This window comes from Rhizobium sp. ZK1 (genome assembly GCF_047782645.1).
Lineage (GTDB): Bacteria > Pseudomonadota > Alphaproteobacteria > Rhizobiales > Rhizobiaceae > Rhizobium.
This window is the reverse complement of sequence record NZ_CP180587.1, coordinates 1,756,456-1,777,014: the sequence shown is the minus strand read 5'-3', so window position 1 is coordinate 1,777,014 and position 20,559 is coordinate 1,756,456. Positions and strand designations below refer to the sequence as shown.

The 20,559-nt window shown below is 62.6% G+C and carries 19 protein-coding genes; all 19 read left to right on the top strand.

The features are described 5' to 3' along the window. The gene (locus ACK9YZ_RS30825) at positions 1-1,083 is read left to right on the top strand and encodes an ABC transporter substrate-binding protein (RefSeq protein ID WP_416067291.1); all 1,083 of its coding nucleotides are present in this window, start codon (positions 1-3) and stop codon (positions 1,081-1,083) included. Positions 1,084-1,107: 24 nt separating this feature from the next. Then, complete coding sequence (locus ACK9YZ_RS30820; RefSeq protein ID WP_416067290.1) at positions 1,108-2,175, top strand: ABC transporter ATP-binding protein; 1,068 nt, start codon at positions 1,108-1,110, stop codon at positions 2,173-2,175. Further along, positions 2,172-3,053 (top strand): ABC transporter permease, encoded by an 882-nt coding sequence (locus ACK9YZ_RS30815; protein ID WP_416067289.1) that lies wholly within the window; start codon positions 2,172-2,174, stop codon positions 3,051-3,053. The genes ACK9YZ_RS30820 and ACK9YZ_RS30815 overlap by 4 nt, the downstream gene beginning before the upstream one ends. Before the next feature lie 8 nt (positions 3,054-3,061). Further along, positions 3,062-3,856 carry an ABC transporter permease gene (locus tag ACK9YZ_RS30810; RefSeq protein WP_416067288.1) on the top strand — a complete coding sequence of 265 codons (795 nt, stop codon included), beginning with the start codon at positions 3,062-3,064 and terminating at the stop codon, positions 3,854-3,856. A 7-nt stretch (positions 3,857-3,863) separates the two neighbouring features. After that, on the top strand, positions 3,864-5,357 hold the full coding sequence (locus ACK9YZ_RS30805) for a carboxylesterase/lipase family protein (RefSeq protein WP_416067287.1): 1,494 nt from the start codon (positions 3,864-3,866) through the stop codon (positions 5,355-5,357). A 101-nt stretch (positions 5,358-5,458) separates the two neighbouring features. Next, positions 5,459-6,427 carry a LysR substrate-binding domain-containing protein gene (locus tag ACK9YZ_RS30800; RefSeq protein WP_416067286.1) on the top strand — a complete coding sequence of 323 codons (969 nt, stop codon included), beginning with the start codon at positions 5,459-5,461 and terminating at the stop codon, positions 6,425-6,427. Positions 6,428-6,649: 222 nt separating this feature from the next. Next, positions 6,650-7,651, top strand: coding sequence for a LysR family transcriptional regulator (locus tag ACK9YZ_RS30795; RefSeq protein ID WP_416067285.1), 1,002 nt, complete (start codon positions 6,650-6,652; stop codon positions 7,649-7,651). Beyond that, positions 7,651-9,138, top strand: coding sequence for an NAD(P)-binding domain-containing protein (locus ACK9YZ_RS30790; RefSeq protein ID WP_416068469.1), 1,488 nt, complete (start codon positions 7,651-7,653; stop codon positions 9,136-9,138). The genes ACK9YZ_RS30795 and ACK9YZ_RS30790 overlap by 1 nt, the downstream gene beginning before the upstream one ends. A 34-nt stretch (positions 9,139-9,172) precedes the next feature. Beyond that, positions 9,173-10,090 carry an ABC transporter permease gene (locus ACK9YZ_RS30785; protein ID WP_416067284.1) on the top strand — a complete coding sequence of 306 codons (918 nt, stop codon included), beginning with the start codon at positions 9,173-9,175 and terminating at the stop codon, positions 10,088-10,090. 11 nt (positions 10,091-10,101) lie between these two features. After that, complete coding sequence (locus ACK9YZ_RS30780; protein WP_416067283.1) at positions 10,102-10,959, top strand: ABC transporter permease; 858 nt, start codon at positions 10,102-10,104, stop codon at positions 10,957-10,959. Then, on the top strand, positions 10,956-12,146 hold the full coding sequence (locus ACK9YZ_RS30775) for a M24 family metallopeptidase (protein ID WP_416067282.1): 1,191 nt from the start codon (positions 10,956-10,958) through the stop codon (positions 12,144-12,146). The genes ACK9YZ_RS30780 and ACK9YZ_RS30775 overlap by 4 nt, the downstream gene beginning before the upstream one ends. A 7-nt stretch (positions 12,147-12,153) precedes the next feature. Then, positions 12,154-13,164, top strand: coding sequence for an ABC transporter ATP-binding protein (locus ACK9YZ_RS30770; protein ID WP_416067281.1), 1,011 nt, complete (start codon positions 12,154-12,156; stop codon positions 13,162-13,164). Further along, positions 13,161-14,078 carry an ABC transporter ATP-binding protein gene (locus tag ACK9YZ_RS30765; RefSeq protein ID WP_416067280.1) on the top strand — a complete coding sequence of 306 codons (918 nt, stop codon included), beginning with the start codon at positions 13,161-13,163 and terminating at the stop codon, positions 14,076-14,078. Before ACK9YZ_RS30770 ends, ACK9YZ_RS30765 begins: the two co-directional genes overlap by 4 nt. Before the next feature lie 5 nt (positions 14,079-14,083). Further along, positions 14,084-16,354, top strand: coding sequence for a molybdopterin-dependent oxidoreductase (locus ACK9YZ_RS30760; RefSeq protein ID WP_416067279.1), 2,271 nt, complete (start codon positions 14,084-14,086; stop codon positions 16,352-16,354). A gap of 4 nt (positions 16,355-16,358) precedes the next feature. Then, positions 16,359-16,850, top strand: coding sequence for a CMD domain-containing protein (locus ACK9YZ_RS30755; protein WP_216759755.1), 492 nt, complete (start codon positions 16,359-16,361; stop codon positions 16,848-16,850). Continuing rightward, positions 16,847-17,425 carry a peroxidase-related enzyme gene (locus ACK9YZ_RS30750; RefSeq protein ID WP_416067278.1) on the top strand — a complete coding sequence of 193 codons (579 nt, stop codon included), beginning with the start codon at positions 16,847-16,849 and terminating at the stop codon, positions 17,423-17,425. The genes ACK9YZ_RS30755 and ACK9YZ_RS30750 overlap by 4 nt, the downstream gene beginning before the upstream one ends. A gap of 19 nt (positions 17,426-17,444) precedes the next feature. Then, on the top strand, positions 17,445-17,831 hold the full coding sequence (locus ACK9YZ_RS30745) for a Rid family detoxifying hydrolase (RefSeq protein ID WP_216759752.1): 387 nt from the start codon (positions 17,445-17,447) through the stop codon (positions 17,829-17,831). Positions 17,832-17,834: 3 nt separating this feature from the next. Then, positions 17,835-18,968 (top strand): PLP-dependent cysteine synthase family protein, encoded by a 1,134-nt coding sequence (locus ACK9YZ_RS30740; RefSeq protein WP_416067277.1) that lies wholly within the window; start codon positions 17,835-17,837, stop codon positions 18,966-18,968. A 76-nt stretch (positions 18,969-19,044) separates the two neighbouring features. Next, entirely contained in the window at positions 19,045-20,550 is a 1,506-nt protein-coding gene (locus ACK9YZ_RS30735; RefSeq protein WP_416067276.1) for an ABC transporter substrate-binding protein, read from the top strand. Positions 20,551-20,559: the final 9 nt, after the last annotated feature.

Sequence of the window (20,559 nt, the reverse complement as noted above, 5' to 3'; positions counted from 1 at the left end):
ATGACGATACGCATGCAAAACGGAATTTTGCGGATCCTCCTCCGCGCCGGCATTATTGCCGCTGGCCTTGCCGCTTTTGCCGGCGCGGCCCAGGCCCAGGACGCCTCGATCAAGGGAACGGTGAACGTCGTCGGTTTTTCAGGCGTCTTTGCCGACAACTATCAGAAGTTCATCATCGCGGCCTTCAAGGAGAAATATCCCGGCATCGAGGTGACCTATCAGCAGAGCAAGAATTCCGCAGAGACGCTCGCCCTTTTGACGCTTCAACAGGCCGACCCGAAGATCGATGTCGCCCTGATCGACGTCTCGGTCGCCATCAAGGCGAACAAGAGCGGTATTTTCGCCAAGCTCGATCCGGCCAAGGTCCCGAGCCTTGCCGAGATGCCGGACTGGGCCCGTCTCGACGGGGACAAGGCAATTGCCTTCTCTCAGGACAATCTCGCGATCCTTTACAATACCGACAATGTGAAAGAGCCGCCGACGAGCTGGAACGACCTGACCGACCCGAAATACAAGGGGAAGATCGCTGCAAAACTCGGCGATACGCGCGGCGTCATCCTGCTGCCGATCCTCGACAAGCTCAAGGGAGCCGACTACAAGGACACCGTCGATCCGGCAATCGACATGCTCAAGGAAATCGCCCCGAACGTCTCGACCTGGGAGCCGGCGCCCGATTGCTACGCCGTCGTCCAGAGCGGCGAGGTGGATCTCTCCATCTGCTGGAACGGCCGCGCGCAATACCTGCACGACACTCAAGGCGGCAAGATCGCTGTTGCCGCGCCGAAGGAAGGCTCGATCGGCCAGACCAACACAATCGGTCTCGTCGAAAACTCTAGGAATGCCGAGGCAGCACAGCTCTTCATCAACTATGCGCTGGGTACCGAAGCACAGGCGACGTTCGCCGAGAAGAGCTTCTACGGACCGGTCAATACCAAGGTGACCCTGACGGACGCGGTTGCCGCGCGAATCTACGGCTCCAAGGAGGCTCAGGCCGCCCAGATGTCACTCGACTGGAACTTCGTTGCGGACAAATATTCCGCCTGGATCCAGCGCATCAACCGCGAAGTCATCGCGCTCAACTGATCTATCTTGAAGGAACTGGCCGTCATGGCTGATCATCACGTCATCATCGAAAATCTCGTGAAGACCTATCCAGGCGCCCAGAAGCCTTCCGTGGATCACGTCAGCATCTCGCTGCCGCGCGGCGAGATGCTGGCCCTGCTTGGGCCTTCCGGCTGCGGTAAGACGACGATCCTGCGCATGATCGCCGGCCTCATTGCTCCCACCTCGGGCGCGATCAGGCTCGATGGCAGGGACGTTTCCTCCATCCCCGTCTACAAGCGGAACATGGGCATGGTCTTCCAGGCCTATGCCCTGTTTCCCCACATGACGGTCGCAGAAAACATCTCCTTCGGCCTCGAAATGCGCAAGGTTGGCAGGGCCGAGCGGGAGGAGCGCGTCAGGAGAGCGCTCGACCTCGTCAAGCTTGCCGGTCTGGGCGGGCGCAAGGTCAGCCAGCTTTCCGGCGGCCAACAGCAGCGCGCGGCGATCGCCCGTTCGCTGGTGATCGAGCCGGAACTCCTGCTGCTCGACGAGCCGCTGTCGAACCTTGATGCGAAACTGCGCGACGAGATGCGCGATGAGATCCGCGACATCCAGGCGCGTACCGGCGTAACCGCCATCTTCGTGACCCATGACCAGGACGAGGCGCTTTCGATGGCCGACCGCCTGGCGGTCATGTCGGCAGGAAAACTCGAACAGATCGGAACCCCGCTCGACATCTTCGACCGGCCGCAGACTGAATTCGTCGCGTCCTTCATCGGTGCGGGAACATTCTTCGAGGGCAAAGTCGCCGGACCGGGCCTTGCGGAGGTCGACGGCCTGCCTCCGATTCATTTCGCCGGTGAAGCCGCGGTTGGATCATCGATCAAATTGATGGTGCGGCCTCACCGATTGCTGCTTGCGGGAGATGCCGGCCAGCCGAACAGCTTCAGCGGCGTGGTCGAGCATATCGTCTATCGGGGCCAGATCCTGACGCTGAGCGTGCGCTGCGGCGGGCGCTTGCTGCAGGCCGATCTGCCGACGCATGCGGGTATCCTGCCAAGGAAGGGCGACGATGTCACCCTGACCGTCGCGCCCGACGATGTGACCCTGATCGGTCGGGAGGCCGCATGAGCGCCGCCGTGACAGCGCCTGCGAGCGGCGCGCCGACCACCTCGAGGGGCATCCTGCTGCTTCTGCTTCTGCCCGGCCTCGTCGCGCTGGTCATCACCTTCCTGCTGCCGCTCCTCTGGCTGTTGCGCGCCTCATTCGCCTCTTCGGCCGTGGGAGCGCTGAGCGGCGGCGACTGGACGTGGGAAGCCTACACCACCGTCCTGTTCGATCCGTTCTACTGGCGTGTAGCCTGGAATACCCTGGTTCTCGGCTTCAATGTCGCGATCTTCGCCGTGATCCTGTCCTATCCGATCGCGCTTTTCCTTGTCCGGACGGAGAGCCGCTTTCGAGGTGTGCTGACGGCGCTTGCGGTGGCCCCTCTGCTGACATCGTCGGTCGTGCGGACCTATGGCTGGATGGTGATCCTTGGAGACCGGGGCGTCATCAACAGCACGCTGCAGTCGCTTTCGCTCACCGATGGCGTCATCCGCCTCACCAACAACAGCTTCGGCGCCACCGTCGCGTTGATCGAAATCCTGATGCCCTATGCGATCCTCGCGATGCTCAGCGGCTTCGGCCGATTGAACGTTCAACTGGAGGAAGCGGCCGCGATGCTCGGGGCCAACCGGCTCAAGGTGTTCACGCGCATCGTCCTGCCGCTCAGCCTGCCCGGCGTGCTGACGGCGGCGCTCCTCGTCTTCGTGCTGGCGATCTCCTCCTTCGTGACGCCTCGGCTGATGGGGGGAGGGCGCGTCTTCGTGCTCGGCACGGAAGTCTTCAACGAGGCGACGGTGACGCTCAACTGGCCGCTCGCCGCGGCGCTTTCGGTCATGCTGCTCGTGCTGTTCAGCAGCATTATCCTTCTCTACCAGCGTGCGCTGCGCGCGCTCGAAGTGTGAGGCCGGCCATGCAGAATTCCTCGATCCTCGGTCGAGTCGCCTGGAGCACGCTGATCATGCTGCTCTATCTTTTCCTGCTGGCGCCGATCGTCATCGTCTTCATCATCTCATTCGACACGCGCCAGTATCTCGCTTTTCCGCCGGAGAGCTTCTCGTTCGGATCCTATGTGAAGGTCTTCGAGAATGCGAAGTTCATCTCGGCCTTCTGGCGGAGCCTGGCGATCGGCGCGATTGTCGGCATCGTGTCGGTTTCGGCCGGCATGCTCCTGTCGTTGTCGCTGGTGCGCTACACGTTCCGCGGCAAGGCGGCCGTGAATTTTCTCATCCTTGCGCCCTTCCTCGTGCCACACATCGTGCTGGCCGTCGGCATCATGCTGGTGATAGCGCCGATCGGCCTGCTCGACAGCTATCCCGGCATCATACTCGCCCATCTCGGCATCACGATCCCTTACACGGTACGAACGATCACCATGAGCCTGATGGCGGTCGACACGCGGGTGGAAGAGGCGGCGCTGGTGCACGGGGCCTCTCCGGCCATGGTATTCTGGCGCATCACCCTGCCGCTGGTGCGTCCCGGGCTGATCGCCGGCGCCGTGATCGCGTTCCTCATCTCCTTCGACGAGGCGACGATTTCGCTCTTCATCGTCTCGGTCAAGGCGTCCACGCTGCCGACCGAGATCTATCACTATCTGGAATATTCGACCGACCCGCAGATCGCCGCCCTTTCCGTCATCCTGATACTTATCTCGATCGGCGTCGTGGTGGCGGTCGAAAGATTGGTCGGCCTGCGCAGGGCGATATGAGGTCGCCGTGACAATTGTCGAAACAACGGGCGGTCCCGTCGAAGGGTTTCGGGAAAACGGATATCACGTCTTTCTCGGGATACCCTATGCCGCGCCGATCACGCCGGAGCGGCGCTTTGCAGCGCCGCAGCCGGTGGCCCGGTGGTTCGGCATCCGCTCTGCCAGGACACTCAGCGCAGTCTGTCCGCAGATCCCGACCTATGGTCCCGTAGGCAAGGCGGCCGCATCGAGACTGGTATTCGGCACGGACTTCCTGACGGTCAATATCCGGACGCCGTCGATAACCGGTTCCGCTCCTGTCCTCGTCTGGATCCATGGCGGCGGCTATGCCGTCGGTTCGGCGAACGAGGCCGTTCTGCAAAGCGGCGCCTTTGCGGCCAGTGACATCGTCGAGGTCACCGTCAACTACCGCCTCGGTGCACTCGGCTTCCTGCATCTGAACGACGGTTCGCCGGACAATCGCGGCCTGCTCGACCAGATCGCCGCACTTCAATGGGTGCGCGATAATATCGAAGCCTTCGGCGGCGACCCGAGGCGTGTCACCTTCGCGGGCCGTTCTGCCGGTGGCTTCGCGATTGCCGCGGTCATGGCCATGCCGGCGGCGCATGGTCTCTTCGCCAGGGCGATGCCGCAAAGCGGAGCGAGCACCGGCATTTCCACGATGGAGGATGCACAGAGGCTCAATCGTCGCATGCTCGACTCTCTGCAGGTGACCGAGGCCGAGCTTCACGAGCTCTCCTTCGAGGCCTTGCTGGTTGCGCAGTGCGATCTCTGCAACGAATCCTATGAGCGACACGATTTCGATCGCGATGGTTCCGCGTCGATGCTGGGCGTACCCTTCGTCCCGGTCATCGACGGCGTCTCGCTTCCTCGGCATCCGGAGGCAGCGGCGGCGGGGGGCGAAACGGTCGCCGTGCCGATGATGATCGGCTGCACGACCGGCGAGTACGTGACCCATGCGACGGCGCAGCCAGACATGGATTTCGAGATCGCCGCAGGCCTGCTGCACGAACGCGTACGACCAATGGGGCTGACCGGCACCGAAATCGTCGAGCGCTACCGTCAGGCGCTTCCGGATCATTCTCCACGCGGCATCTGGCGCGCCATCGGAGGCGATCTTGTCTTCCAGAACCCGGCGACGCGCTTCGCACGGCTGCACGCGATCCGCCAGCCTGTTTACAAATACCTCTACGGGCCGATCGAGTTGGACGAACTCGGGGCGCCGCACGGCGCCGAAGTCGGCGAGGTCTGGTACCGGCGCGGCATGGACGTCAGTCATCTGCCGATGCGGCAGGCCGTCACCCAACCGGATTTCGCGACGGCTGTTCACGATGTCTGGGTTTCCTTCATTCGCGACGAGCTGCCGCAGTCGCCGACCGGTGACTGGCTTTGCTATTCCGCGTTGCAGCCAGAGGTGCTCCATATGGATAGCGGGGATTTTCGTGTCGTCGCCGACCCCTTCGATGGGCGTATCGCGCTTTGGAGCAAGGCGAGCGCGTGAAAAGGATCGCACGACCGCTCAAACCGAGAAGCGCCCGTTCTCAACCGGACTGGTCTGCCAGGGATAAGATGGCTATACCAACCACGTTGACGAATGCTGGAATGTCACTCGTAAGAGCGAAGACGGGAAACCCTATGCCTCCGGAATATCTTGATACGCGGCAATTGGAGGCTTTCGTGGCCGTGATGTCCATCGGCAGTATGACGGGTGCCGCCAAGGCGCTTGGAAAATCCCAGCCGGTGGTGACGAGGCTCATCCAGGAACTGGAGCAGGAACTGGGTTTTCCGGTCCTGCATCGCAACGGGCCGCGGATCGCACCGACAGAACAGGGGGTCGCCTTCTTCTCGCAGGCAGAGCTGTTCCTCAGCGGGCTGCGCACAATCAGCGAAAGGGCCAGGCAAATCGAGACGGCTCAGGCGAAGGCGGTGGAACTTGCATCGATCCCGGCGATCGCGGCGAGCGTGATCCCGCTTGCGTTGCAGGAGTTGCCAGCGGAACTCTTTCCCGAACATGTGCATGTGCAGAGCATCGCTTCGGAGAATGTCGTCCAGGCGGTTTTGGCGCGGACGGCCGATGTGGGCGTCGCCAGCCTGCCGCTCGACAATCCGGGGATCGACGTCCACTGGATAGGGGAGGTGCCATGCGTGGCCATCGTGGCCGCTGGCGACGAACTGGCGGGGAAGGAGATGCTGCAACCGGCCGACCTGCACGGCCGCCGCTTGATCGCCTCGGCAAATCCGTACCGGCTGCGGATGCGTATCGACCGCGCATTTGCCGAGAATGGCATCGAGCCCGGCGGCGTCATCGACAGCAACGCTACCTATGTCTCGCTTTCGCTGGCGCGCGCGGGGCTTGGAGTGGCAATCGTCGAGTCTGTCACTCTGAGCGGCTTGCCGATCAAGGACGTCTCCGTCATTCCCCTGAGCTTCCATGTCCCGTTCCATTGGGGCGTGATCACGGCGACGGGACTTCCTCTGTCGGCGACCGTCCGGCGATTGATCGATGCGATCGAGCATCAGGCCTCGAAGCTGACCAGCTTTCGCAAGCACGACAGCCTGCCGAGCCTATAGGCGTGACGATGGTTGCTGCCAGACGGTGACACCTGACCTTTAATCGAATGCAAGATGCTTGCTCGCAATCCGTGTGGTTACACCCGGCAGTTCTCGTGTAACGCGTCCAGCTATTTCGGAAGACCCTTCCAAGACCTGACATCCCTTCCAAAGCCTATTTTTTAGGCGGGATTTTCTATTGCCTCAAACCTCATTATGCATTAAACGAATTGATATAGATTAATGCTGCAATTTGCGCATTATGGGTTGGCGATGGAAATCAAGCAGCTCGAAGTCTTTCTTGCGGTCATGTCGGCGGGCAGTATCACTGCCGCGGCGCGCCTCTTGGACCGTTCGCAATCCCAGGTGACACGGCTTGTCCAGGAACTGGAGGCTTCCGTCGGATTTCCGCTCTTCGAACGGAACGGCCCGCGCATAACGCCGACGTCCAAGGCGATTGCCTTCCATGCCGATGCTGAACGTTTTCTGACCGGGATCGGCCAGTTGCAGGAGCGGGCGAAGACGATTGCGTCCGCGGAACTGGGTCCTATCGAGATTGCCGCGATCCCGGCTTTCGCGAGCGGTCTTCTTCCCCTGGCGCTGGCCGAGATGCCGGAAAGCCTGCTTCCCCGGAACATCCATCTGCGCAGCATTTCCGCCGAGGCCGCGGTCCAGTCCGTACTTGCCCGGACGGCTGATCTCTGTGTTGCATCGCTGCCGGTCGAGCATCCTGGTCTTGAAATTCATGGCCTCTTCCAGTCGCCGTGCGTGGCGGCGGTCGCGGTGGATGATCCTCTGGCCGCCAAGCCGACGATTTCCATGGATGATTTCGCCGATCGTTGCCTGATCACCATGGCAAACCCCTTCCGCCTGCGCCGCCGCGTCAACCAGGCTCTTGAGGTTGCCGGTGTCCGGCCGTCGCGCATCGTGGACACCAACGCGGCGCTCAATGCGTTGCAACTCGCGGCGACCGGCTTCGGCATCGCGATCGTCGAGCCCGCTACCGCCTATGGCGTCGAGTTGAAGAATGTCGAAATCCGCCCTCTGGACATGAACGTCCCGTTTCTCTGGGGAATTTTCTCGGCGGCTTCCAGGCCGCTTCCGGATGGCGTCCTTGAGCTCATCCAGTTGATCATCAGGATTTCAGCCGCCCGCATGCCCGGTTTCATCGCGCATGATCCGGGTCATATCGAACGCGTTGCCGATGCCACGTTCGGCGCCGGCCAACAGGCACAGGAGCATTGATCTTGAACATCCAAGCCAAGCAGCTGGCGACGGGTCTGGCAGGTCTCGAAAGCAGATTGGCCGACGACCTTTCGCTCCTCGAGCTTCCTCCCAAGGAGTGGGTGCCGGCGACCGAATACGATGGCAAGCGTGTCTATGACGCCGTCGTCATCGGCGCCGGCATGTGCGGGCTGGTGGCGGCCGCATCGCTGAAGATGCTTGGTATCCACAACATCGTCTGCCTGGACAGGGCTCCACAGGGGCTCGAAGGGCCATGGGTCACGTTCGCCCGCATGGAGACGCTCCGCTCGCCCAAGCAACTGACGGGCCCGGCCCTCGGCTTGCCATCGTTGACCTTCCGCGCCTGGTATGTGGCGCAGTTTGGCGCGGAGGCCTGGGAAGCGCTTGGCAAGATCCCCAAAGAACAATGGATGGACTACCTGGTCTGGTATCGCAAGGTGCTTGACCTGCCGGTTCGAAACCGCGTCGCCGTCACCGCCATGGCGCCGGCCAATGACGACCTGATCGCGCTTGATGCGACCGATTTGGCAAATGGAAGGGAGGAACGGCTTTACGCACGGCATGTTGTGCTTGCGACCGGCCGCGACGGCCTCGGCGGCGGCTACGTTCCTGACTTCGTGCGCCACGTGGGCCGCAGGTTCTGGGCGCACTCGGCCGATGACATCGACTTTGCGGCCCTGAAGGGCAAGCGCGTCGCCGTCATTGGTGCCGGGGCCTCGGCCATGGACAATGCTGCAACCGCCCTCGAAGCGGGGGCGGCCGCTGTCGACATGGTCATTCGCCGCGAGGAGATGCCGCGCATCAACAAGTTCACCGGCATTTCCAGCCAGGGCGTCGTTCACGGCTTTGCGGGCCTGAGCGACGACTGGAAGTGGAAGTTCATGGACTATGTGCTGGGCGCCCAGACGCCGCCGCCGCGGGACTCCACGCTGCGGGTCTCCCGTCATCCCAACGGCCGCTTCTTTCTGGCGACGGGGGTGCGCGGCCTGCGTGAGAAGGGCGGTCGGGTGATTGTCGAGACCAGCCGCGGCGACCTGGAGTACGACTTCGTCGTCTTCGCGACAGGCTTCCGGGTGGATCTCGATGAGCGGCCGGAACTTCACCACTTCGCGCCGTTCATCCGGTTCTGGCAGGACACCTACGCGCCCGCCGAGGGCATGGAGAACGGTGAACTCGCGACTTCGCCCTATCTCGGTCCCGACTTCGAATTCCTCGAAAAGATGCCGGGAAGCTGCCCGTCGCTGCGCCTTGTCCATTGTTTCAACTATCCGGCGTCGCTCAGCCACGGAAAGCTGTCGGGCGACATCCCGGCCGTCAGTGATGGTGGGCGCCGGCTGGCGCGAGGCATCGCCCGCAGCCTCTTCGTCGCTGATCGCGAAACCCATTTCGCCAACCTCCTGGCGTACGAGACGCCGGAATTGCTTGGCGACGAGTGGACCGATTCCGCCGCGCTGCTCGACGATCTCGAAAAGGGTGCAGCGGAATGAGAGACACGGTTCTTGCCGCTGCGAGGCCTTGCCCATGAAGCGCTACCTGGCAGTCAAGCTCTCAGAAGCGCTGCTCGCCATCTGGGGTGTGGTGACCATCGTGTTCTTCGTCAGCCGCGTGCTGGGCGATCCTGCGGTGCTGCTGCTTCCGGTCGGAGCCGACCAGCAGGAGATCGACGCGCTGCGGATCACCCTTGGTCTCGATCGGCCGATCCTCGAACAATATGCCCTTTCCATGTTCGCGATGCTGCGCGGAGATTTCGGCATCTCGTTTCAGCATACGCGCCCGGCGATGGATGTCGTTCTCGAACGCATGCCGGCGACCGTCGAGCTTGCCGGGAGCGCATTGCTCTTCGGCACGCTGATCGGCGGCGCCGCCGGCGCGGTTGCCGCCTTGAAGCGCGGCACCATCTCTGAATTCATCGTCATGATCGCGGCCCTGCTGGGGCAGGCGACACCCGTCTTCTGGCTCGGCATCATGCTGATCCTCGTCTTTTCGGTCGATCTCGGCTGGCTGCCGACCGGTGGCTCGGGCACGATCGCTCATCTGGTCCTGCCGGGACTGACGCTTGCGGTCTTCGTCTCCGCCTCCATTGCCCGGCTTCTGCGATCGTCGCTGCTCGATATCATGCGCGAGGACTACGTCCGCACCGCCCGCGCCAAGGGCCTCATGCCGCGCACGGTATTTTTCTGGCATATCGCCCGCAACGCGCTGATCCCGGTCGTCACGATGATCGGCATCATCGCCGGTGAATTGCTCGGCGGTTCGGTGGTCATCGAGACGGTGTTTGCGTGGCCGGGCGTCGGACGCATCATCATGCAGGCGATCCAGGCCCAGGATTTCCCGGTCATTCAGGCGGGTGTCGCTCTCGTCGCGGCTATCTTCATCCTCATCAATCTGCTGGTCGACCTGCTCTATGGCGTGCTCGATCCGCGCATCAGCCGGCAATAAGGGGGCGGCTCATGAAGTCCTTCTTCCTCGCCCTCCTGAAAAGCCGCGCCGGACTATTCGGCTACGTGCTCGTCGTGGTCTTCGTTCTGGCCGCGCTGCTTGCACCCTATCTAGGCCTGCCGGTCCCGACGCGCTCGAACCTCGTCGCCCGCATGGCGCCGCCAACCTGGACAGGGCTTTTTTCGCCGGGCGCCCATCCGCTCGGCACCGACGAACTCGGCCGCGACATCCTCTCGCGCATCGTCTACGGGAGTCGAGTGACGCTGACAATCGCCACGGCCGCCGTCGTTCTCGGCGGCATCGTCGGCACGCTTCTCGGCATCGTCGCCGGCTATTATCGCGGCACGGTCGATCGGGTACTGATGCGCGTCGTCGACATCCAGCTCGCCCTGCCTCTGATGCTGCTCGCACTTCTGGTGATCGCGGCGCTGGGGCCGTCCACCACCAACCTCGTCGTCGTGCTCGCGCTGACGAGCTGGTTGCGCTACGCGCGCATCATCCGCGGCCAGGTTCTGGCGCTGCGGGAGAGGGAATTCGTGCTCTCCGCCCATGCGATCGGGGCAGGGACCTGGCGCATCATGATCAAGCATCTCCTGCCGAACGTCCTGACGCCGGCGCTTGTGGTCGCGACCCTGGAGCTCGCCCGCATCATCATCATGGATGCGGCGCTGTCCTTCCTCGGCCTCGGCGTGCAACCGCCGAACCCAAGCTGGGGCCGCATGCTGGCCGATGGCCGCGTCTACATCTCGACGGCCTGGTGGATCGTCACCTTTCCGGGCGTCGCGATCCTTTTGACCGTGCTGAGTGTCAACCTCCTGGGAGATTGGCTGCGCGACTATTTCGATCCGAAATTGAGGACCATGCGATGAACAAGATATTCCCATCCAGCCTGCCGCCTCGCGTCGGACGCCTCAAGGCGGGCATGGCGAAACAGGACGTCGATGTCATCATTTCCTTCAAGCCGGAAAACAGCTTCTATTTCACCGGCTTCAACCCGATCATCTATTCGCATCCGGTGATCGCGATCCTCACGCGCGACCACGACCCGATCATGCTCGTGCATGCGTTGCGCGACGACCATGGCCGGACGAGCGCCTGGGTACCGGATATTCGCCTCTATGGCGCATGGTCCACCAAGGTGACGATGGGACCCAATTGGCAGGATGCGCTCGCCTCCATCCTCGGCGATCTCGGCGTTGCCGCAAAGACGGTTGGGATCGAGGAGGAGTTCATTTCGATCCAGCGGCTCGGTCAGCTTCGCAAGGCCTTGCCAGACGCGACATTCACCGATGTCAGCCATCTCATCGATCATTGCCGGCTGATCAAGGATCCCGACGAGATCGCCCAGGCGCGCATTGCCGCGAAGATCGCCGACCTTGGCATGGATACCGCGGTCGAAACGCTGGCGGCAGGCGGAACGGAGCGGGACGTCGCGGTCGCCTCGATGCACGCGATGAACAGGCTCTGGGCGGAAAACTATCCCAATGTGGAAGTCTGTGATTTCGGCTCCCTGGAGGGCGGCGTTCAGAACGGCCTCTGGACCTGGGTGCTCTCCGGCCCGCGCATGTTCTTCAACTGCGACAACCCCACCCAGCGCAAGCCGCAGCGCGGCGAGGCGGCTTCGGTCCTCATCTGGACCATCGCCAACGGTATCCATGCGGAAAACGAGAGGACGGTTGCCATCGGTCCGTTGCCGGAGGCCAACAAGCGGGCGATCGACACCATTCTCGAAATCCGTGAGGAGGTCGATGCGATCATTAGGCCTGGGACACCCTACAGGGAACTCTTTGAGAAGACCCGCGAAGGCCTGAAGAAGCGCGGCTATGGCGCCAATATCCCGGGCCGCATCGGTCACGGGATCGGGCTCGGCGCCCACGAGCATTCCTCGCTCGATGCCGATTCTCCGCTGGTGCTGGAGCCGGGCATGATCTTCACCTTCGAGCCCAATATCCGCGTGCCAGCTGTCTGCGCCACGCAGATCTCCGACACGATCCTCATCACCGAAGCAGGCCGCGAATACCTGACCCGCTCGGCCGGCGGTTACCTGGAGGTCTGAGCGTCCGATGGCTCCGCTGCTCGAGGTCCGTAATCTTACCGTCGCGTTCGACACGCCGTCCGGCACGGTGCATGCCGTCAACGACGTGTCCTATATCCTTGAGGAGGGCGAGACCCTCGGCATCGTCGGCGAATCCGGTTCGGGCAAGAGCGTGCATGCGCTTTCGATGGTCGGGCTGATCGCCACGCCGCCGGGCCGCATCGTCAGCGGCGAGGTAATCTTCAACGGCCGCGACCTGCTGAGACTCTCGCAACGTGAGCTTTTCGAGGTGCGCGGCAAGGAGATCGGCTTCGTCTTCCAGGACCCGATGACCTCGCTCAACCCGGTGCTGACGATCGAGCGGCAGATCGCCGAGCCGCTGCGCCGGCACTTCGGCATGTCGAAGAGCCAGGCACGGGCGCGGGTGATCGAACTTCTTGAACTGGTCGGCATTCCCGATGCCGCCCGCCGCGCCCGGCAATATCCGCATGAATTTTCCGGCGGCATGCGTCAGCGGGTGATGATCGCCATCGGCATTTCCTGCAATCCGAAGCTTCTGATCGCCGACGAGGCGACAACGGCGCTCGACGTCACGGTCCAGGCGCAGATCCTCGATCTCGTCCGCGACCTGAAACGCAAGATCGGCACGACCGTCATATGGATCACCCACGACATGGGCGTCGTTGCCGGGCTCGCGGACACGGTTCAGGTCATGTATGGCGGCCGCATCATGGAGCGTGGCCCGGTTCGCTCCGTTTTCCACGATCCGCGCAGCGCCTACACCTGGGGCCTACTGAAATCGCTTCCACAGGGCGGCCGGCGCGGCGTCAATCGGCTCTATCAGATTCCCGGCAATCCACCTGATCTGACGAAGGAACAGGTCGGCGATCCTTTCGCGCCGCGCAATCCCTTCGCCACGGAGCGGTGCAGGTTGGAAACGCCGCCGCTTGTCGATGCTGCCGACAGCACTCCCGGCCACCGGGTGGCGGCCTGGTACGACCTGCGTGCCGAGCTTGCGCGCATGGAGGCACAGACATGACCGAGCTTCGCGCCACCCCTCTCGTTTCCGTCAACCAGCTCTGCAAGGCCTATGGTGGCAGAGGGGGGATGTTTGGGTCTTCGACAGTTGCGTTCAAGGCGGTCAACAATGTCAGCTTCGACATTGCGGCCGGCGAAACGCTCGGCCTCGTCGGCGAATCCGGCTCGGGCAAGAGCACGACCGGACGCGTGCTGCTTCAGCTCGAGGCACCGACAAGCGGTGACATTCTCTTCAGGAACAAGAACATCACCGGTCTTTCCAAGGCGATGCTCAAGCCCTACCGGCGCGACATGCAGATCATCTTCCAGGATCCCTATGCCTCGCTTAATCCGCGCATGACGGTCGGCGAATTCGTTGCCGAACCGCTCGACGTGCACGGGTTTGCCGGGGCGCGGTCGGAGCGGCAAGACAGGGTCGCCTCGCTCTTCAAGAAGGTCGGTCTCGACCCCTCGTTCATGAAGCGTTATCCGCACGAGTTTTCCGGCGGACAGAGGCAACGCGTCAACATCGCTCGGGGGATTGCGCTCAATCCGGCCTTCATCGTTGCGGACGAGCCGATCACCGCGCTCGACGTGTCGATCCAGGCGCAGATCGTCAACCTGCTTCAGGACCTGCAGGACGAGCTGGGGCTGACCTATCTCTTCATCGCCCATGACCTGTCAATGATCCGCTACCTGTGCCACCGGGTGGCGGTGATGCTGCGCGGCCGTATCGTCGAGATCGGACCCTGTGAGGCGATCTTCGAGAACCCGCAGCATCCCTATACGAAGGCGCTCCTTTCGGCGATCCCGGTTCCCGACCCGGACATCGAGCGCAACCGCCGACCCATCGCTTTCGACGTCAATGCCAACCTGCCGCCTGAGGATGCCTTGCTACAGGCGGTCGGGAATCGGCACTTCGTTTTGAGAGGCTAGGCGCAATGCACCTGTTCGCGACCCATTTCGGAACCTATGAGGTCGGCTTTGGCACGAACGGGAAACCGCTGCTCACGCCTTTCCGGCATGATCCCGATCCTTCGGAAATGGGGCTCGGTTATCTGGATCTTGCCGATCATCCCGAGCGTATTCGTGCGCCTATGGTCCGGCGTTCCTGGCTGGAAAATGGTCCGCTTGCCGGAACGGGCTTTGGTCGGGGCAGGGAGGAATTCGTCGCGGTGGGCTGGGACGCAGTCGCCGGCCTGATCGCCGATGAATTGCGGCGTGTTCGCTCCACCCACGGAAACCAGGCGATCTTCGGAGGCTCCTACGGCTGGGCGAGCGCCGGCCGTTTCCATCATGCGCAAAGCCAGCTCAAGCGGCTTCTCAATCTCGCCGGCGGCTTCACGTCTTCGGTCAACACCTATTCCTACGGTGCGGCCGGCGTGCTGCTGCCGCATATCCTGGGGAGCGACTACAAGGACGCCTGCGATACATCGCCCTCCTGGAGCGACATTGCGGAGAATTGTGAATTGCTCGTCGGTTTCGGCGGCTTCCGGCTGACCAATGCGCAGGTCGAGGCAGGGGGCACCGGCAGCCATCGCGCGGGCGAGTGGCTGAGGCGCTGCCAGGAAAGGGGCGTTCGGATCGTCGTGTTCAGCCCGGCGGCGAGTGATGCGCCGCCAGGGCAGAATGTTCGCCACGTCCCGGTCCGTCCGAACACGGATGTGGCGGTCATGCTCGGCATGTGCCACAGGCTGTTGGCCGAGGGATTGTTCGATTGTGAGTTCCTGAAGCGCTGCACCACGGGCTTCGGAGAGTTCGAAAGCTATCTGATCGGAGAGAAGGACGGCATTGCCAAGGACGCGGCCTGGGCGTCGGCAATCTCCGGTGTGCCGGCCGATACGATCATCGAAATCGCCGAAGACCTGCACGACTATCCCAGCCTGATCAACGTTGCCTGGTCGCTGCAGCGCGCCCGTTTCGGTGAACAGCCGTTTTGGGGAGCGATCACGCTTGCTTCCATGGCCGGTCATGTGGGCAGGAGGGGGGGCGGTTTCGCCTTCGGCCTGACCGCTGTCAATGCGGTGGGCCAGCCGGTGCGCCGGTTGAGAGGTCCGGCATTCGATCAGGGAATGAATCCCGTTCGCAATTTCATTCCGGTGGCGCGCATCACGGAGCTCCTTGAAAATCCGGGCGGCCGGATCGACTACGACGGGCGGGTCCTCGAACTGCCCGATATCCGGCTCCTCTGGTGGGCGGGCGGCAATCCGTTCCATCATCACCAGGACCTCAATCGCCTTGCGGAAGCATTCCGGCGTCCGGAGACGGTGATCGTCACGGAGAATATGTGGACCGCGACCGCGAAGATGGCTGATATCGTGCTTCCATCGGCCTTTCCCTTCGAGCGGGACGACGTCGTGGCCTCCTCACGCGACAACTGGCTGGTCTACAGCCGGCGCGTCATGGAACCGCCGGAAGGGGTGCTTGCCGATCACGAGGCATATCGCCTGATTGCCGACAAGCTCGGCTGCCGCGAGGCCTTCGATGAAAACCGCTGCATCGACGACTGGCTGGTACATATCTATGAAGGTTACCGCGAGCGATACCCCGAACTGCCCGATTTCCCGTCCTTCCGCTCGCGGGGCTTTGCGGCCCTGGACGAAGGGGAGGAAGCGCCGGCGCCCGCCGATCACTTCCAAAGCTTTCGGAACGACCCCGAAGGCGTGCCGCTGAAGACGCCGAGCGGCCGCATCGAGATTGCCTCCGGCACGATCGGCAGCTTCGGTTATCCCGATATCGGCCCGCATCCCGCCTGGATGGAGCCGGAGGAGTGGCTCGGCGCGCCGCTTGCGTCGCAACACCGGTTCCATCTTCTTTCGCCACAGCCTGCGCACCGTCTGCATGGACAGCTTGAATACGGTCCCGCAAGCCAAGGCGCCAAGCTGAAGGGCTGCGAACGGGTGACGCTGAGCGCCTTGGATGCACAGGAACTCGCCGCCGAGGATGGCGATCTTTGCGAACTCTACAACGACCGGGGCCGCGTGATCGCAGCCGTGACGATCGACGAGGGCGTGATGCCAAGTGTGGCCGTCCTGCCGACCGGCGGCTGGTTCCGCCCGGATGGCGACGGCGTCGATCACGGCGGCAATCCCAATACGTTGACGCCGATCACGGCCGCTTCCCGCCTGTCTCAGGCGACCGCACCGAATTCTTGCTTGGTTTCGATCCGCGCATGGCGCGGACCGGAGCCGGAACAACAGCACGAGGACTGAATATATGGATCAAATTGATATCCTGTCAGGGATAAAGCCGGGTTCCGAACTGTACCGGATCCGCCGTGAGCGGCCGGACTATGTGGAAGGGACGGAACTGTGCCGTCAGACGGTGCTGGCGCCCAGCCATGGATTCGACATCGGCCCGGCCATGCGCGCAGCACTCGCCGCCCGCATGGCGCGGCTGATCGGCCGGAATGATCTGGCGCGGACCTATGGCCTGATGCTGGAGGAAACAGGCAGCGACGAGACGCTTGCGGCGATCGCTTCCGCTGCCGAATTTCCGGCGAATGCCGGTATCTTCACACAGGCGCTCGTCCGCCATGCCGACCTTGTTACCAAGACGCCGCGTAACAACACCAAAGCCGATATCGAGCATCTCGAAGCCGCCGGACTGTCGAACCCGCAGATCATCGCGCTCTCCGAGCTGATCGCCTTCGTCAATTTCGAGGCACGGGTGATCATCGGCCTGGAAGCGTTGGAGCTGGTGGCATGAGTGCGTCGCGTTTCAAGGTTAAGGCACTCGCCTGGGCGCCCTATATCGAGCCGGTTGACGTGGCGACCGCCACGGAGGAGCAGCTTGCGGCTATGCAGGTGACGCCTTCCAACACCAAGGTGTCGCCCTACGTGCGCACGCTCGCACACGACCCGGAATCCTATGTGGCCCGGACGAAACTCTTCAATGCCATCATGTATGCAAAGGGAGGACTCGACCGGGCCGAACGGGAACTCGGCGCACTGGTCGCTTCCGCCGTCAACCGCTGCGTCTATTGTGCCTCCGTCCACGCGCGCCGCTACGCGGAGCTTTCCGACCGCTCTGACGTGGTCGAGGAGATCTACACGCGCGGTCTCGACGGTCCATTCGATCCGAAGATCCAGGCGATCGTCGATTTTTGCAGGACGCTGTCGCAGACGCCCGCGCAGGTCGGCAGGGATCAGGTGCAGGCGCTTCGAGACCACGGGCTTTCGAAAGCCGAGATCGTCGACCTCATCCACTCCGCCGCGATCTTCGGCTGGGCCAACCGCCTGATGCACACGCTTGGCCATTCCACGCCGGTTGACGGCCGATAACACGAACGAGGAGAACACCATGAACGCCATATCGACCGCAAACGCTCCAGCCGCGATCGGGCCCTATTCGCAGGCTGTCCAGCATGGAGATCTGCTGTTCGTTTCCGGGCAGCTTCCGATCGATCCGTCGACCGGCAATTTCAATTCCGACGATGCCGTCGAGCAGATGAAGCAGTGCCTGAAGAACATCGCCGCGATTGCCGAAGCGGCCGGCACCGACCTGTCGAAGACCATCAAGACCACGATCCTGCTGACCGACCTTTCCGGTTTTTCGGCAATCAACGAGGCCTATGGCGCTGCTTTTTCCGCGCCCTATCCGGCGCGCGCCACCTTCGAGGTCTCCGCTCTGCCGAGGGGCGCCAAGGTCGAGGTCGAGGCCGTCATCGCCATTCCCGCAAAGGCCTGACCCATGTCTGAGACGCAATCCTGTCCGCCGGTGATGCGGCTGCCCGAAAGCGAGGATCGGGACTGGGCGCGGCACGCGATCGGCATCCTGCAGGGTGACGGCCGCCGCTCGGCCGACACCCATCTGGTCAATCCGGTCTTCAAGGGGCTGAAGGGCATCTCGATCTACCTGAAGGACGAGTCGACCCATCCGACCGGCAGCCTGAAGCACCGGCTCGCCCGTTCGCTCTTCCTCTACGGCATCTGCAATGGCCGAATCCGGAAGGGCACGACGCTGGTGGAAGCCTCGTCCGGCTCGACCGCGGTCAGCGAAGCCTATTTTGCCCATCTTCTGGAACTACCGTTCATCGCGGTGATGCCGCGCTCGACCAGCCGCCAGAAGATCGAGGCGATCGAGCGCTTCGGCGGTCGCTGCCATTTCGTCGAAAGCCCCGGCGAGGTCTATCATGTCGCCCAGCGCCTGGCCGAGGAGGCTGGAGGCTATTATCTCGACCAGTTCACCTATGCGGAGCGGGCGACCGACTGGCGCGGCAACAACAACATCGCCGAGAGTATCTTCGAGCAGATGCAGGCGGAGCGCCATCCGCATCCGGCCTGGGTGGTGATGAGTGCCGGCACCGGCGGCACCTCGGCGACGATCGGACGCTATATCCGCTACCGGAATTTCCCGACAAGGCTCTGCGTCGTGGATGTCGAACACTCCGCTTTCTACGATGCGTATTGTGCCGGTGACGTGAACGTTACCTGCGAGAGGCCCTCGCGAATCGAGGGGGTCGGACGGCCGCGGGTCGAACCGTCCTTCATTCCGGGCGTCATCGACCACATGATTAAGATCCCGGATGCGGCGTCGGTTGCAGCCATGCACGTCCTGTCGGAGCGGCTGTTCCGGCGGGTCGGCGGTTCGACGGGCACCAACTTCTTCGGCCTGTGCTGGGTCGCCGGCTGCATGATGGCGGCAGGCGAGGAAGGCTCACTGGTCTCGCTCATCTGCGACAGCGGCGACCGCTATACCTCCACCTATTACAACCCCGATTGGCTGAAGGAGAACGGCATCGACATCGAACCCCATAGGCAGATGATCGAGACCTTCCTCGATACCGGAAAGTTCGATCCCATTATTCTCAAGGATACGCGATAGGGGAAAGTCCGTTCCTTGCAGTTACGCATAACAGAATGAAAAACAATAATATTCTCAAACCAGAAGGAGACGGAACATGGACTGGAAACTGATATCTACGGCGGTCGCCGCCGTTTCATTGAGCGCCCTGATGTCGACCACGGTGCTGGCCGAGGGCAAGACGGTGACGATTGGCATCACCAATACGGTCAACACGTTCGATCCGCACATGACGGCATCGGTCGGCACCGATCTCAGCCTGCTCAGCCATATCTATCCATCACTGGTGCTACGTGCTCCCGACATGAAGATCGTGCCGTCGCTGGCCACCGAATGGAAAAACGTCGACGACCTAACCTGGCGGATAAAGCTGCGGTCGGACGCGACATTCAATGATGGTGAGAAGATAGACGCGGAAGCGGTGAAATGGAATTTCGACCGCGTCCGGGACCCGGCGCTCAATGCCCGTATCAAGGCATGGTTCGCGCTGATCTCCGACGTCAAGGTCGTCAGTCCGACCGAGCTCGAGATCAAGACCGGCGCGCCCTATCCGGCGATGATCGAGCAGCTCTCGATGTTCTTCCTTCTCCCGCCGAAATGGGCGGCGGAGCACAAGCCGGCAACCGAGACGGCGTCGGGCGGTCCTTACGTGCTGAGTTCCGTCAAGCCGGGTGAAAGCTTCACGCTTGATGCCAATCCGAAATACTGGGGCGGCAAGCCTGACTTCGACCAGGTTGTCATGCGCGTCATCCCCGAACCGGCGAGCCGCGTCGCGGCCCTTCTTGCCGGTGAAGTCGATTTCGTGAATTCGATCCCCACCACCGAAATCCAACGCATCAAGGACAATGGCAGCGCCCAGGCCGGCGCCGTGCCGAGCACACGCACCGTGTTCATCAAGTTCAACACGACAAAGCCGCCGCTCGACAACAAACTGTTCCGGCAGGCGCTCAACTACGCCGTCGACAAGGAAGGGATCGTCAAGGCCATCTTCAACGACCAGGCCGAGATCGCCCGCTGCGAGGTGATGTCGAAGACCTATTTCGGCTTCAACCCGGACCTGAAACCTTATCCCTATGATCCGGACAAGGCGACCGAACTGTTGAAGCAGGCAGGTGGCGCCCCTTCCGAACCGATCGAGTTCGACGTTCCGACCGGAACCTATCTAAACGGCGGGGAGGTGGTGCAGGCCGTTGCGAGCCAGCTCGAAGAGATCGGCGTCAAGACAAAGATCGTCGAGATGCAGTTCAGCACCTACATGGACAAGTATCTGAAGACGAAGGATCTTGCCCCCTTGAGCCTGCTCAGCCAGGCTTGGCCGACGATCGATGCCGACGGTCTACTGACGTTGTTCGCGCCGGGCAACATTTACGCCTATTGGGACAATGCAGATTTCGGCAAGGCGCTGGCGGACGGCCGTTCGACCATGGACAAGTCCAAGCGCCAGGAGGCCTACAAGAAGGCGACCGAGGTCATGTGCGACGAGGCTCCTGCGCTTTTCCTCTACACGCAGCCGGCAACGTTCGGGCTTTCCAAGCGCATCACCTGGACTCCGCGCGGCGACGATTGGGTCCGGGCCTTCGACATGAAGCCTGCCAGTCGATGATCCCGCACC

Excerpts from the sequence above, each read along its gene's own strand:
- ACK9YZ_RS30825 (WP_416067291.1), top strand. The coding sequence starts at position 1 with ATGACGATACGCATGCAAAACGGAATTTTGCGGATCCTCCTCCGCGCC.
- ACK9YZ_RS30820 (WP_416067290.1), top strand. The coding sequence starts at position 1,108 with ATGGCTGATCATCACGTCATCATCGAAAATCTCGTGAAGACCTATCCA.
- ACK9YZ_RS30815 (WP_416067289.1), top strand. The coding sequence starts at position 2,172 with ATGAGCGCCGCCGTGACAGCGCCTGCGAGCGGCGCGCCGACCACCTCG.
- ACK9YZ_RS30810 (WP_416067288.1), top strand. The coding sequence starts at position 3,062 with ATGCAGAATTCCTCGATCCTCGGTCGAGTCGCCTGGAGCACGCTGATC.
- ACK9YZ_RS30800 (WP_416067286.1), top strand. The coding sequence starts at position 5,459 with ATGTCACTCGTAAGAGCGAAGACGGGAAACCCTATGCCTCCGGAATAT.
- ACK9YZ_RS30795 (WP_416067285.1), top strand. The coding sequence starts at position 6,650 with ATGCTGCAATTTGCGCATTATGGGTTGGCGATGGAAATCAAGCAGCTC.
- ACK9YZ_RS30785 (WP_416067284.1), top strand. The coding sequence starts at position 9,173 with ATGAAGCGCTACCTGGCAGTCAAGCTCTCAGAAGCGCTGCTCGCCATC.
- ACK9YZ_RS30780 (WP_416067283.1), top strand. The coding sequence starts at position 10,102 with ATGAAGTCCTTCTTCCTCGCCCTCCTGAAAAGCCGCGCCGGACTATTC.
- ACK9YZ_RS30775 (WP_416067282.1), top strand. The coding sequence starts at position 10,956 with ATGAACAAGATATTCCCATCCAGCCTGCCGCCTCGCGTCGGACGCCTC.
- ACK9YZ_RS30770 (WP_416067281.1), top strand. The coding sequence starts at position 12,154 with ATGGCTCCGCTGCTCGAGGTCCGTAATCTTACCGTCGCGTTCGACACG.
- ACK9YZ_RS30765 (WP_416067280.1), top strand. The coding sequence starts at position 13,161 with ATGACCGAGCTTCGCGCCACCCCTCTCGTTTCCGTCAACCAGCTCTGC.
- ACK9YZ_RS30760 (WP_416067279.1), top strand. The coding sequence starts at position 14,084 with ATGCACCTGTTCGCGACCCATTTCGGAACCTATGAGGTCGGCTTTGGC.
- ACK9YZ_RS30755 (WP_216759755.1), top strand. The coding sequence starts at position 16,359 with ATGGATCAAATTGATATCCTGTCAGGGATAAAGCCGGGTTCCGAACTG.
- ACK9YZ_RS30750 (WP_416067278.1), top strand. The coding sequence starts at position 16,847 with ATGAGTGCGTCGCGTTTCAAGGTTAAGGCACTCGCCTGGGCGCCCTAT.
- ACK9YZ_RS30745 (WP_216759752.1), top strand. The coding sequence starts at position 17,445 with ATGAACGCCATATCGACCGCAAACGCTCCAGCCGCGATCGGGCCCTAT.
- ACK9YZ_RS30740 (WP_416067277.1), top strand. The coding sequence starts at position 17,835 with ATGTCTGAGACGCAATCCTGTCCGCCGGTGATGCGGCTGCCCGAAAGC.
- ACK9YZ_RS30735 (WP_416067276.1), top strand. The coding sequence starts at position 19,045 with ATGGACTGGAAACTGATATCTACGGCGGTCGCCGCCGTTTCATTGAGC.